The organism is Sphingomonas oleivorans (assembly GCF_003050615.1).
In the GTDB taxonomy this organism is placed as follows: Bacteria; Pseudomonadota; Alphaproteobacteria; order Sphingomonadales; family Sphingomonadaceae; genus Sphingomonas_H; species Sphingomonas_H oleivorans.
Window position 1 is genome coordinate 50,235 of the sequence record NZ_NWBU01000006.1, and the last position, 12,904, is coordinate 63,138.

Consider the following 12,904-nt stretch of genomic DNA (forward strand, 5'->3'; position numbering starts at 1 on the left):
GGCCGTGATCAACGCTGAGGCAAGCTTCAACGCGATGTTTGTCATATTGTCGACTATCTTGATGGAATGCCCCCTCGGCAGGAGCTTATTTTCCCCCTGCCGTAGCCTGCAGGGCACCATTTGGGCTCAATCCCAACTCGTGCGCGTAGCAGGCCGATGCCGCTTTTTTCGATCAGGGCTGCCCCGATGCGGCGGCGCGGTCATAGACGATGCGGCCCCCGATTATCGTGAGATCGACCTTCGTCTTCAGCAGATCCTCGTCGGGCACAGTGAGGGGATCATGATCAAGGACAATCATGTCTGCGAGCTTCCCCGGCTCTATCGAACCCTTCTTATCCTCATCCCATGAGAGATAGGCTGCTTCGCGCGTGTACAGGCGAATTGCCTCTTGGCGGGATATGGCTTCTTCAACTCCAATCATCGAGCCATCGGGCACTTTGCGGGTCGTGGCTGCGTAAATGCCGACCATCGGCCCTACAGGAAGATTGTCACTCCCGAGGGCGACCCTGACCTTATGCTGCTGGACAGACGCCAAGGGATTGATGTGGTCCAGGCGATAGCCGTCGAGGGTCGCGCGATAGCGACCGGCAAGATTGTACAGGAAATTGGGCTGCGCCGCTGCCCAGATGCCGTCACGCGCCATCATGTTCATTGTTTCCGCCGACGGAATCATCGTAAAATGCGACAGAAACCAGCGATGATCAGCCTTGGGCCCTTGAAGCAGGGTGTCGCGGTAAATCTGTGCCACGGTCTCGATTGCGGCATCTCCGATAGCATGAATGCCGAGCTGCCATCCGAGAGCGGCCGATGTTGCTATCATCTCACGCAACTGCGCAACGTCCATGTCGGTTGCGCCCCGAAAACCTGGCTGGCCCTTATAATCTTCTTTCGTCAGGGCGGTGGGGCCCGTGAAGCCGCCATCATAAGGGTTCTCGCCGATGGGCCCCAGTTTCAGCCGATCGTCGCCAAAGCCGGTCCTGTAGGGGAATGCCTTCAGGCGCTCGGCACCCGGATAGCTGATGTACAGGGTGGCGCGCGGCAGATCTTGCCCCATCTCATCATAGATGGACTTGAACTGCTTGAAGCTATGCCGCCGGGCAGTACCGGCTATGCCGCCTTTTCCCACCGGCTCGTCATCTATGCTGCTATGAGCTTCCATAAAGCTCGTTATTCCGAAGGTCAGGAAACCCTTGAGCGCCGCAATATAGCTTGGACGCATTTCTTCGGGTGTGCCTCGCGGCACAAGCCGGGTTATGAGGTCGCTGCGCTCCCGGATGATGCCCGAAGGCACGTTCTTTGCGTCGCGTTCTATCAGTCCCCCTTCGGGATTCGGGGTCTGCGGCCCGATATTCGCTCTTCGAAACGCCTCGCTATTGGCGACCGAGCTATGGGCGCCGGCTCGCAGCAAAATGACGGGGTTGTCGGGTGCTGCCGAGTCGAGGTCCGCTCGTGTCGGGTTGCGGTGCTCCTTCATCAAGGCTTCGTCCCACCCATAGCCGGCGATCCACTCTCCCGGTCCAAGTTCCCGCGCCTTTGCCGCGACCATCGCCTTCAACTCCTCGATGGAGCGCGCTTCGGCGGCCTTGATATCCCGTTTCGATGAACCGATGACGTGCAAATGCGTATCGATAAAACCGGGCATGAGCGTTCGCCCCTTGAGATCGATCCGCTTATGCGCCTCGAACCGCTTGGCGATTTCAGGCCCGCCGACGGCAATGATGCGCCCGTCCTTAACGGCTACGGCCGACTGCACCGAAAAATTCTGGTCAACGGTAAGGACCTTGCCATTGAACAAGAGCATGTCCACGCGTTCGGCGAAAGCGGGGGCGGGGATGCCAAATATCAGCGTAGCAGCCAGGATCCAGGCGCTCGATCGGGACATGTCAAGTCTCCAACGTTCAAGGATGAACATCAGTGGCGGTGGTTGAGCCGAATTGTCGAACGCGTTACTGTCTGTGACTCTGCCGGTCACTGTCTGTCATGAAAAAGCATTTAATGAATTTTGGCCTTGTTAGTAATTATGGCCTCCTGCGAACGTGGGTATTTTGTTTTTGAAACATTATTCATCATGGAGCGTGTATTTATATGGGTCTCTGGCCAGGCTTGGCTCAGCAGCTCGGTAGTGGACCATGCAATAACGGCAGCGATCCGGATGTAGCGGGGTGCTTCAATCGCGCTGCGCCATAAACCAATCCGGCAACAAGCAGGCTGGCCAGTAGCTGGACCCGCAGATCGGGGTAGAGCAGCATCGCTGCGAGCACCGCCAGCATCCCGGCGATCGTGATATAGCTGAGCCAGGGGAACAGCCACATGCGCGCGGTCAGACGCTCGGGGGCCGTGCGCTGCAGATGCCGCCGCATACGGATATGAGCGACGGCCACCATCACATAAATGATCAGCATGATCGCGCCGGACGCATTCACGAGAAAGCTGAACACCAGCTCGGGCGAGAGGAAGGATGCTGCCAGCGCCACATATCCGAAAAGGCTTGCGATCAGCGTTGCACGGACTGGAACCCGCCGGCCATTGACGGCGACCAGCCAGCGGGGCGCATCTCCGCGTGCGGCAAGCGTGAACAAGATGCGCGACGTCACGTACAGGCCCGAATTGAGGCAGGAGAGGACGGCTACAAGCACCACGACATTCATGATTGTTGCCGCATAGGGGATGCCGATATGGTCGAGCGCGGTCGCAAAGGGCGAATAGCCGGGAATGATCTGCGTCCATGGGACGATCGCAACGATCAAGCCGATCGAGAGCATGTAAAAAAGGAGGATGCGGACGGCCACGCTGGCGGTGAGCCTGGCTATGGTCCGTTCCGGCTCCATCGCCTCGGCGGCTGCTATGGTAGCGATTTCTGCACCACATAGAGCGAAGATGACGGTCGTCACAGTTGCCAGCACCGTTCCGAGCCCCGCAGGCGCAAACCCGCCATGAGCGGTCAGATTGGTCAATGCGCGGTCGACCGGCGTGGTGACGCCAACTGCATAAAGACTGGCCAAGGCAATGAATAACAGGATCGCGGCGACCTTCATGGACGATAGCCAGAATTCGAATTCGCCATAGGATCGGGCAGAGAATAGGTTGGCAACGGTCATGATGCCCAACAGCGCGATGCCGATCTGCCACACTTCGAAGGGCAGCCATTGTTTCAGAATGACGGCACCTGCGATTGCCTCGACCGCCACGACCACGACCCAGAAATACCAATATAGCCAGCCGCTGACGAACCCGCCTCGATCCCCCAAGCCGATCCGGATGAAGTCGGTGAACGCGCGAGTGCCGGGCCAACTCGCGGCCATCTCTCCCAGCATGCGCATGATGAGCAGGATAAGCAGCCCGGCCAGGAAATAGCTGATCACGACAGCCGGGCCCGTATTGGCGATTGCGGTGCTGCTGCCCACAAACAGGCCGGCGCCGATTATGCCGCCGATCGCGATCATGGTGACATGGCGATTGCGAAGGCTCGCTCCGAGTTTCGCCTCGGGGGCGGAGGCTGGCATGTTTTCCTGGCAAGCCAGGCCGTTTTCAGCGGGGTGCGATGTCATGGCACACCAGCTTCATTTCCAAATATTCGTCCATCCCGTATCGCGACCCTTCGCGGCCCAATCCGGATTGTTTGATGCCGCCGAACGGCGCCACTTCGGTCGAAATGAGGCCTGTGTTCACGCCGACCATGCCATATTCGAGCGCCTCGGTTATGCGCCACACGCGGTCATGGTCCCGCGTATAGACATAAGCAGCAAGGCCGGCCGGGCTGTCATTGGCCAGCGCGATAACGTCGGCCTCGCCATCAAAGGGCACCAGTCCCGCGACTGGGCCAAAGGTCTCTTCCCGACACAGCAGAGAAGCCGGCGACACGTCGATCAAGACTGTGGGCTGGAAGAAATGTCCCTCGCTCGCGGCCTTAATGCCTCCCACGATTATAGAAGCGCCATGGCTGACGGCGTCGGCTATGTGCCGTTCCACTTTCGCTATGGCGCGATCATCGATCAGGGGGCCCTGGTCGCTCGTCTCGATCATGCCGTCGCCTGGCTTCAGCCGGGAAACCCTTTCGGCTAACCGCTCGGCGAAATCCGCGTAAATCCCGCGCTGGACGTAGATCCGGTTGGCGCAGACGCAGGTCTGGCCGCTGTTCCGAAATTTTGACGCGACCAGCCCCTTCATTGCCGCTTCGATATCGGCATCCTCGAAGACGATGAATGGCGCATTGCCGCCAAGCTCAAGGGAAACCCTCTTTGCAGTGGCCATGCAGCGCGCTGCCAGCATCGTGCCCACAGCCGTTGAACCCGTGAAACTGAACTTACGCACGCGCGGATCATCCGTCAGGATCCTGCCGATCTCCTCGGGACGGCCGGTGACGACGTTGAACACACCCGGTGGAACTCCCGCTTCATCAGCAAGGCGCGCGAGCGCCAATGCGCTGAATGGAGTCAATTCCGAAGGCTTGAGGACCATGGTGCAGCCGGCCGCGAGCGCCGGCGCGGCCTTGCGCGTTATCATCGCGAGCGGGAAGTTCCAGGGGGTGATCGCGGAAACGACACCCACCGGTTGGCGCATCATGGCAAGCCGCTTGCTGGCTGACGGGCCCGGGATCAAATCGCCATAGACGCGGCGCGCTTCCTCGGCGAACCAGCGAATATAAGCTGCGGCATAGCGTATCTCGCCAATGGCTTCCGCCATCGGCTTGCCCTGCTCGGCAACCATAAGCGTCGCCAGATCGCCTTCATGCGCCATGACGGCCTCATACCAGCGACCCAGAACCGCCGATCGCGTGGCAGCATCGAAAGCGCGCCAGCCATGAATGGCGCGTTCTGCAGCACTTACGGCAGTTTCGGCTCCTTGCGCCCCGATATCGGGAATAGTGCCGATGCTCCGACCATTTGCCGGATTGAACACGGTGATCCGGTCGTTGCCGCCGATCCAGCTGCCGTCAACATATGCCGCTTCCGTCAGCAGATCCGCCCGATCGAGAGGCACTGGACTATTGCTGGCGCTCGTCAACATCTTGGATCCAGCCCGAGCGCCCGTTCCAGTCGGTCAAGCCCGGTCTCCAGCACCGCTTCAGTGACAGTGAGCGGCACCAGGATCCTGATCGTTTCCCCATTGCCGCCGCAGGACAGCAGGATCAGCCCTTCCTCGGCGGCGCGTCTGCAAACATCGCTTGCCGCTTCCCCGTCAGGCATGCGGCCGGCCCGGTCCTGCACGATGTCGAATGCGACCATGGCGCCCAGGCCCCGTATCGAAGCGATGGGAATTATGTCATTGCGGCGCGCAAGCAGTTCCAATCGCGCGCATATCCGCTTTCCGAGCATATCGGCCCGCGCGAGCAGCGCCTCTTCCTCAATGATGTCGAGCACTGCATGCGCCGCCGCGCAGGCGATCGGTGAGCCCCCATAGGTTCCGCCGAGGCCACCAGGCGGTACGGCGTCGAGCAGGTGGCGCCGGCCGGCGACAGCCGACAGCGGAAAGCCGCCCCCGAGTGACTTGGCCATGGCAATAAGGTCCGGCTCAATGCCGCTATGCTCGATGGCGAACATCTTGCCGGTTCGGGCAAAACCCGACTGTACCTCATCCGCTATGAGGACGATGCCGTGCTGATCGCACAGGCTCCGAAGGTGGCGCAGAAATTCGGGCGGGGCAATGTGAAAGCCTCCTTCGCCCTGAACCGGCTCAATGACGATGGCCGCAACCTGTTCGGGCAGAACATCGGCTCGAAACAGGAATTCCAAGGCCCTCAGGCTTTCCTCCACCGATATGCCGGCTTCGTCCGAGGGGAAGGGGATATGGTGCACCTGGGCCGCCATGGGCCCAAATGGCGCCTTATATGGCTTGACCTTGCCGGTCAGTGCCGAGGCAAAAAGGCTTCGTCCGTGAAATCCGCCGGCAAATGCGATTACGGCTGAGCGGCCGGTGGCGGCACGGGCGATCTTGACGGCATTTTCGGTCGCCTCGGCTCCCGTCGTGAAGAAAATAGTCTTCACCTCGTCGGCAATCGGCGCCAGCGCGTTCAGCCGTTCGGCAAGTGTGACATATATTTCATACGGCATCACCTGAAACGCCGAATGCGTGAACTTGGTCAGTTGCCTCGTTACCGCGTCAACGACTTTCGGATGTCTGTGGCCGACGTTGAGAACGGCAATGCCGCCGGCAAAATCCACATAGTGCTTCCCGTCGACATCCCAGATTTCGGAATTTTCGGCGCGCTCTGCATAGAGATTGGTCGCGGAAGCCACCCCCCGCGAGACAGCCGCAGCATGACGCACGGCTAGCTCGGCATTTGATTTCATTTCGTCCCACCCCGTTGTTTGATCGACTGTGCGTCTCGACAGGGCTGGAGGGGGAGATGCCTATTCGGTTTGCGGTGGAGCTTTTGAAGCACCAGTGCAGCGCTATCGCCCGATAGCGATATGCTGGCTTTTGTCGGGCGCGCTCGCGATCTCTCGGCGCGTGGCTTCGATGTCTAAGCCAATATGCGGCTCAGCGCACGGCATAGAGGCTCGGTGGAACGCCGAACGTGCGATGAAACATCGCGGTGAAGGCGCTCGGGCTCTCATAGCCGACATCAAGGGCAACGGTCGTGATCGGCAGGCCCGAAGCGAGCATCGACAGCGCTTCCATCAGCCGCACCTGCTGGCGCCAGATGGCAAGGCCCATGCCCGTCTCACGCTTGAAGGCGCGTGTGAATGTCCGCCGGCCCATATTGGCCAGTGCCGCCCAGCCATCAATGTCGCGCTGGTCCGCGGGCGATGCCAGAATTGCATTGCAGACGCGCAGCAATCTCGGATCGTTCGGCATGGGCACATGATAGGGCGCGTTCGGCATTCTCCGTATCTCGTCGAGCAGAACGCTCACAATTCGCCCCTCGCGACCTGCAAGGTCATAGTCATGGTCGAAGGTGACAACCTCGAGGATCAGTGCCTTCAGGAAATCGCTCACCTCGATGACCGAGCAGCCTGGCATGCCCGTATCATGGCATGGGTCAATATAGAGCGTGCGCAACGAGACAGGGCCGCGGCAGGAGAGTTCATGGCGATCGCCTGCAGGCAGCCACACGGCGCGCTGTGGCGGCACGACGAAGCACATCGTTTCCGCCACCACCGACATTACGCCGGAAGAAGCGTAAAGCAGCTGGCTCCGCTCATGATGATGCATCGGATCGACGAACCCCGAAGGATATTCATCGATCAGGCCGATGACGGGGCGCTTCGCCAGCGCATGATCGCCGCTATGTTTCATGGCCCAGTCTCAACAGATTAATCCAAACTGTCGCATGATGGCGCTTATCGGCGGAATGGCAAAGCAATCAGGGCGGCTTGGCCTATTCTCGAAGAAGTCCGGCCCGAACGCGACAGGGCCGAAACATCCTGCGGCTGTGGTGGGGAAGGACATGCTCCACGCGGTGCTGTGGCCGAGGCGATATGGTCCTCTAGATGCCGTAATGGGCCGGTGTCTCAAGGGTAGCCATATTGGGTGGCTGTCTCTCAGAATGATGATGTTGGAAACGGGATCCGAGCGATCGGCCCCAAGCATCCTGTGAGGAACAACCATGGAGCATTAGGCAGGGATCGATGTCTCTGAAAGAGAGCAGCCTGTGCGTCGTCGATGCGAAGGGCAAGGTCGGGTGCAGTGCTGTGGCTGCTTCGGCAGATCATGCTTCCTAGATTGATCTGCCGGCTTTGGATCTGATGGCCTGGTGTGGCAGCCCTCGTGCTGACCACGGACAGGAGCATGATCCCGGCGACGAGATATCGTTCAGAGGGACTTGACGATCAAAGCCCCATTACACAAGCCCGAAAGAAATGCAGCGTCCCTGTTGTAACATTACGGCCCTCCAATTTGGCGAGATAAAGGGATAATGCAACCATTCCACTGAGCAAGGCCGATCTGATCTTAGTGGATCAAACTCTCAGAAGTGGCGTCCATTTTGCGTCAGACGCCGCATTGGCGATGACGCTTTCCACGAAGGCCATCGTGCGCATTCCATCTTTGACTGAGGGGAACCAGTCTGTTCTGTCTGGCAATACAAGTTCAGCATTCCTGCCTGATCGTATAGTGGCAGCAAATGCCCTGTATATGTTGCCGAATGCCTCCAAATAGCCTTCAGGATGTCCAGCCGGGGTGCGCAATCGGCCAATTGTTCCCTCAGTGAGGCCGGGGCCGCCGGCACGAACCAGTTCGGCGGGACGATCCAGCCAGCGTACCGTCAACGTATTGGGTTCCATCTGGGCCCATTCCAGTCCGCCATGTTCGCCATGGATGCGCAATTTCAGGCCGTTTTCATCGCCCGCGGCCACTTGGGTCGCCTTCAAAATGCCGCGCGCTCCTCCGGTGAAGCGCAGCAATACGCTGACATCATCGTCAAGCCGCCTGCCCGTCACATGGGTGGTAAGGTCAGCGCACAATGTCTCGACGCGCAGGCCCGAAACATGCTCTGCAAGATGAAATGCATGCGTGCCGATATCGCCAAGGCATCCGCCAAGCCCCGCGCGGGCGGGATCCGTGCGCCACTCGGCCTGCTTATTGCCGTCGCGGTCGATCGGGCGGCTCAGCCAGCCTTGCGAATATTCGACTTGAACCAAGCGGATTGCTCCAAGATCGCCGCGCGCCACTCTAGCTCGCGCTTCCTCGACCATCGGATAGCCGCTGTAAGTAAAGGCGAGCGCATAGTGGGTGCCCGCCCTGCCGGCGGCCGTCGCGATAGCCTGCGCTTCCTTCAGGTTCAGCGCCATGGGTTTTTCGCAGAGGACGTGGAAGCCTGCGTCCAACGCGGCGATCGACATCGGCATATGCAGATGATTGGGGGTCACGATGGCGACGGCATCGATGCGCTGTTCTGGCGGTAATGCTTTCTCGCCCTCCAGCATGGCTTCCAGCGAATCATATATGCGAGTGGGCTCAATGCCCAATTTCTCGCCCGAACGGCGATTGCGGTCGCTATCACTGCTGAACGCGCCCGCGACCAATTGCCATTCTCCATCCAGCGCCGCCGCAGCTCTGTGAATCGCGCCGATGAATGCGCCTTCGCCGCCGCCTGCCATGCCCAGGCGCAATGCTCGCCATTTAGCCATTCGCTATCCTCCGTCCGCCGGGGCCTGAAAATCTCTTTTATTCTCTGGCCTTGATCTCACCCTGTTTACCGGTAAATAACATGCAAAGAAAAACAAGAGGAGAGTCGAGGGTGATGAGGGTAGATCGCCTGAGCCTGATGGTAGCTGCCATATTTGGCAGCCTTGCATCCATCGCGCCCTCTAATGCGCAGACCGCTCCGGCGGCTCCTCCGGCCTTTGCGGCCTGCCGCGCATGCCACAATGTCCAGAAAGATGGGAAGAACGGTATAGGTCCCAATCTTTATGGCGTGGTGGACCGTCCGGCAGCATCGCTTCCCGGCTTCAACTATTCGTCCGCGCTCAAGGCGACGAAACTGCGGTGGGATGAAAAGGCGCTGGACGAATTTCTGGCCGCGCCGATGAAGAAGGTGCCTGGAACCCGGATGCCGATTGCCATGCCCGACGCGGCCAAACGTGCAGCGATCATCGCTTATCTGAAGAGTACGAAATGACCGTAGGGCGGCAGGCCATGCGCGGTCCGGCCATCTTTCTGGCGCAGTTCATGGGCGACACGGCGCCCTTTGATACGCTGGGCAATGCCGCCCGCTGGATGGCGGAGGCCGGCTACAAGGGCGTGCAGGTACCCACCAGGGATGCGCGCTGCATGGACCTGGCACTTGCGGCTGAAAGCCAGAGCTATTGTGACGAACTGATCGGCCGATGCCGGGATGCGGGCGTCGAGATCACCGAGCTGTCGACCCATTTGCAGGGCCAACTGGTCGCGGTTCACCCTGCCTATGACCAGGCCTTCGACATATTCGCGCCTGTCGAACTGCGTGGAAAGCCCGCCGAGCGGCAAGCGTGGGCCGTCGAACAGCTGAAGCTGGCTGCGAAAGCGAGCCGGCGACTTGGCCTTTCTGCTCATGCGACCTTTTCCGGAGCCTTCGCCTGGCCCTTCGTCTATCCTTGGCCGCAACGTCCTGCGGGGCTGGTCGAGGAGGCCTTTGCGGAACTTGGAAAGCGCTGGCGGCCCATTCTCGATGCTTTCGAGGAGGAAGGCGTCGACCTCTGCTTCGAACTGCATCCGGGTGAAGATCTGCACGATGGCCTGACCTTCGAGCGATTTCTGGACAAGGTGGACGGGCACAAGCGCGCCAATATCCTCTATGATCCCAGTCATTTCATGTTGCAGGCGATGGACTATCTGCAGTTCATCGACATCTATCACGAGCGGATCAGGATGTTTCACGTCAAGGACGCGGAACTCAACCCGACCGGCCGGGCCGGTGTGTATGGCGGTTACGCGGACTGGATCGACCGCCCGGGACGGTTCCGCTCGCTGGGAGACGGTCAGGTCGACTTTACCGGCATATTCTCGCGCCTCACTCAATATGGCTACAGTGGCTGGGCCGTCCTCGAATGGGAATGTTGCCTGAAACATCCCGAAGACGGCGCGCGCGAGGGAGCAGCCTTCATCGAGGCGCACATGATCCGCCAGCCGGAGCGGGCCTTCGACGATTTCGCAGGGGGCGGCGATCCCGCCGACAACCGGCGCTGGCTGGGCCTGACCTGAGGGAAGGCAGGGTCCTGATCCAGAAAAAGACAGAACAGGACGAGGCGAGAGGAGAGGGGATGACGGAATTTAATCGGCGCAGGCTGTTCTGGCTAAGCGTTCTCGCGCTTTTCACGGCCTCGGTCAGCGCGTCGCTGCGCGCTGCGGTGGCGAGCAGTCTAAAAGCAGAATGGATCGATCCGATCGCACCCATTGCGGCGGGGGAACTGATCGGAGCGGCATTAGGCTCGGCCTTTCTCGGCTTCGCCGTCACGCTCTTCATCACCAGCGCGCTGCTGGACCGGATAGGCATGCGCCGAATGTTGATGGGTTGCGGTCTCTGTTTCCTCATCGGTACCGCCTTGATCGTCGGCGCCGGGGCGCTCGCCAGCGGCATGACCATTTACCGCCTTGTGTGGCTAGGGATGTTGCTGAGCGGCATCGGGTGGGGCCTTGCCGAAGCATCGATCAACCCGCTGACCGCGCGGCTCTATCCGGAAGATACCACGCACCGGCTGAACGTGCTTCACGCCTGGTATCCAGGCGGGCTGATTGTCGGCGGCCTTTCCGGGGTTTTCCTTGCCTCGATGCTGCCCTGGCAGGCGATCATGGCGCTGGTGTTCCTGCCTGCTCTGGGCGTTGTCGCCATCGCCGCAACCACCCATTTCCCCGCGCGGCCTGCCCTTGCCCGGGATGGGAGGACGAAGGACATGATGCTGGAGGTTTTCCGCCGGCCGAGTTTCTTCGTCTGGTTCGGTGCCATGTTCCTGACGGCTTCCTCCGAACTGGCGCCGGGACAATGGATCGACGTCGCGCTCACCAACAGGGTCGGCATGCGCGGCATATTGCTGCTGGTCTATGTCAGCGCGCTGATGTTTGTGTTCCGCCACTTTGCCGGACGTCTGGCGGGCCGCCTGTCCAACCCGGGTCTGTTGTGGATTTCCAGCCTTTTCGCCGCCATCGGCCTGTTCCTCCTGTCTCGGGCCCAATCGCCGGTCGCTGCCATCGCCGCGTCGACCGTCTGGGGACTGGGTGTCTGCGCCATGTGGCCGACCATGCTGGCGTCTGTGGCGGAGCGCTACCCGAAGGGCGATGCCTGGGCGCTGGGCCTGGTCGGGTCGGCCGGCGCGCTCGCCAGCTTCTTCGTGCTGCCGCGCCTGGGAGAGATGTTCGATCAAGCGAAGGTGGAAATAGCGGGCGGGCCGGAAGCCTTCACCCGGCTAAGTGGGGCGGCACTGCGGCAGGTTGAAGATGCCGCGGCATCTCAGTCCTTTGCCAGGCTGACGCTGGTGCCGTTGATCCTGCTGATCGTCTTCGGCCTGATCTGGGCAGCCGAACGGCGAGCCAATCGGCGCGCGGCTCGTCTTGCAGAGGGTACTGCATGACCATCTCACGCAGGACAATGATCGCGGCAGGCCTTGCCTCGGCAGCCGTGCCCGCTCTCGCGGCCGCTGCCGGAGAGAAAAATTCTAACGCTGCCTTTTTCTCGCTCGGCTATGCGCCGCACGAAGGAAGCTTCGCCAGCCGAGGCGACCTGATCAACCAGATCGCCTTCGCGGCTGATCAGGGCTTCCGTGCCTGGGAAGATAATGAGGCCCGGAAACGGCCGGTCGAACAGCAGAATGCAATGGCCCGCGCGCTGGCGCAGCGTGGCATGACCATGGGCGTGTTCGTCGCCAGCATGCCCAAATGGTCGGAATTCCGCCCTCTTCTGGGAAGCAATGATGATGCGGAGCGCGAGGCTTTCCTTGCCAACATCCGCACGTCGGTCGAAGTCGCCAAGCGGCTGAATGCCAAGCATATGACGATCGTGCCCGGCTTCATGGACAGGCGTGTACCGGAGGACATCCAGACGGGCCGTATCATCGATCTCATGCGCCGCGCGGGCGACATTGTAGCGCCACACGGACTGGTGCTGGTGATGGAGCCGCTTAACACGCGCACCAATCACCCCGGCGTGTTCATGCAGTCGATCGCGCAGGGCTATGCCGTAGCGCGAGGCGCCGACAGCCCAGGGATCAAGATATTGGCTGATCTGTATCATGAGCAGATTCAGTCCGGCAATCTGATCCCGACGCTCGACGCTTGCTGGGCGGAAGTCGGCTATATCCAGTTCGGCGACAATCCCGGCCGCAAGGAACCGGGCACCGGCGAAATCAACTACGCAAATATCGTTCGCTGGCTGCGAGCGCGCCGCTACGCGGGCGTAATCGGCATGGAACATGGCAATTCGCTCGATGGGCACGCGGGCGAGGACCGCCTGATCGCCGCCTATCGCGCCATAGACAAGATTTGAGGGGAG

General features: G+C 60.6%; 10 protein-coding genes. 4 read left to right on the top strand and 6 right to left on the bottom strand.

The genetic code is table 11. The features are described from left to right. Window positions 1-172: 172 nt before the first annotated feature. The 6 genes from CLG96_RS07850 to CLG96_RS07880 all read right to left on the bottom strand — a co-directional run bounded on the left by CLG96_RS07850 (window position 173) and on the right by CLG96_RS07880 (window position 9,071). On the bottom strand, window positions 173-1,882 hold the full coding sequence (locus CLG96_RS07850) for an amidohydrolase (RefSeq protein ID WP_107967402.1): 1,710 nt from the start codon (window positions 1,880-1,882) through the stop codon (window positions 173-175). Between the two features lie 226 nt (window positions 1,883-2,108). Further along, on the bottom strand, window positions 2,109-3,503 hold the full coding sequence (locus CLG96_RS07855; RefSeq protein ID WP_107967403.1) for an amino acid permease: 1,395 nt from the start codon (window positions 3,501-3,503) through the stop codon (window positions 2,109-2,111). A 25-nt stretch (window positions 3,504-3,528) separates the two neighbouring features. Next, window positions 3,529-5,007, bottom strand: a complete 1,479-nt coding sequence (locus CLG96_RS07860; RefSeq protein WP_107967335.1) for an NAD-dependent succinate-semialdehyde dehydrogenase — start codon at window positions 5,005-5,007, stop codon at window positions 3,529-3,531. Beyond that, window positions 5,001-6,290 (bottom strand): 4-aminobutyrate--2-oxoglutarate transaminase, encoded by a 1,290-nt coding sequence (gene gabT, locus CLG96_RS07865; protein WP_107967336.1) that lies wholly within the window; start codon window positions 6,288-6,290, stop codon window positions 5,001-5,003. Before gabT ends, CLG96_RS07860 begins: the two co-directional genes overlap by 7 nt. A 190-nt stretch (window positions 6,291-6,480) precedes the next feature. Continuing rightward, window positions 6,481-7,239 carry an AraC family transcriptional regulator gene (locus CLG96_RS07870; RefSeq protein ID WP_107967337.1) on the bottom strand — a complete coding sequence of 253 codons (759 nt, stop codon included), beginning with the start codon at window positions 7,237-7,239 and terminating at the stop codon, window positions 6,481-6,483. Window positions 7,240-7,901: 662 nt separating this feature from the next. Then, the gene (locus tag CLG96_RS07880; RefSeq protein WP_107967339.1) at window positions 7,902-9,071 is read right to left on the bottom strand and encodes a Gfo/Idh/MocA family protein; all 1,170 of its coding nucleotides are present in this window, start codon (window positions 9,069-9,071) and stop codon (window positions 7,902-7,904) included. 137 nt (window positions 9,072-9,208) lie between these two features. On the opposite strand from CLG96_RS07880, the gene CLG96_RS07885 reads away from it, so the two are divergent. From CLG96_RS07885 to CLG96_RS07900, 4 genes are read left to right on the top strand one after another with little or no spacing between them, the layout of a single operon-like run. Beyond that, a complete protein-coding gene (locus CLG96_RS07885; protein WP_107967340.1) occupies window positions 9,209-9,562 on the top strand; it encodes a c-type cytochrome in 354 nt (117 codons plus the stop codon). A gap of 17 nt (window positions 9,563-9,579) precedes the next feature. Then, the gene (locus CLG96_RS07890; protein WP_207796637.1) at window positions 9,580-10,623 is read left to right on the top strand and encodes a sugar phosphate isomerase/epimerase family protein; all 1,044 of its coding nucleotides are present in this window, start codon (window positions 9,580-9,582) and stop codon (window positions 10,621-10,623) included. Between the two features lie 59 nt (window positions 10,624-10,682). After that, on the top strand, window positions 10,683-11,987 hold the full coding sequence (locus CLG96_RS07895; RefSeq protein WP_107967342.1) for an MFS transporter: 1,305 nt from the start codon (window positions 10,683-10,685) through the stop codon (window positions 11,985-11,987). Next, entirely contained in the window at window positions 11,984-12,898 is a 915-nt protein-coding gene (locus CLG96_RS07900) for a hydroxypyruvate isomerase family protein (RefSeq protein ID WP_107967343.1), read from the top strand. The genes CLG96_RS07895 and CLG96_RS07900 overlap by 4 nt, the downstream gene beginning before the upstream one ends. Window positions 12,899-12,904 lie beyond the last annotated feature (6 nt).

What these genes read in the sequence shown, in the direction of transcription:
- CLG96_RS07850 (WP_107967402.1), bottom strand. Translation starts at nt 1,882, where the DNA reads ATGTCCCGATCGAGCGCCTGGATCCTGGCTGCTACGCTGATATTTGGC.
- CLG96_RS07855 (WP_107967403.1), bottom strand. Translation starts at nt 3,503, where the DNA reads ATGCCAGCCTCCGCCCCCGAGGCGAAACTCGGAGCGAGCCTTCGCAAT.
- CLG96_RS07860 (WP_107967335.1), bottom strand. Translation starts at nt 5,007, where the DNA reads ATGTTGACGAGCGCCAGCAATAGTCCAGTGCCTCTCGATCGGGCGGAT.
- gabT (WP_107967336.1), bottom strand. Translation starts at nt 6,290, where the DNA reads ATGAAATCAAATGCCGAGCTAGCCGTGCGTCATGCTGCGGCTGTCTCG.
- CLG96_RS07870 (WP_107967337.1), bottom strand. Translation starts at nt 7,239, where the DNA reads ATGAAACATAGCGGCGATCATGCGCTGGCGAAGCGCCCCGTCATCGGC.
- CLG96_RS07880 (WP_107967339.1), bottom strand. Translation starts at nt 9,071, where the DNA reads ATGGCTAAATGGCGAGCATTGCGCCTGGGCATGGCAGGCGGCGGCGAA.
- CLG96_RS07885 (WP_107967340.1), top strand. Translation starts at nt 9,209, where the DNA reads ATGGTAGCTGCCATATTTGGCAGCCTTGCATCCATCGCGCCCTCTAAT.
- CLG96_RS07890 (WP_207796637.1), top strand. Translation starts at nt 9,580, where the DNA reads ATGCGCGGTCCGGCCATCTTTCTGGCGCAGTTCATGGGCGACACGGCG.
- CLG96_RS07895 (WP_107967342.1), top strand. Translation starts at nt 10,683, where the DNA reads ATGACGGAATTTAATCGGCGCAGGCTGTTCTGGCTAAGCGTTCTCGCG.
- CLG96_RS07900 (WP_107967343.1), top strand. Translation starts at nt 11,984, where the DNA reads ATGACCATCTCACGCAGGACAATGATCGCGGCAGGCCTTGCCTCGGCA.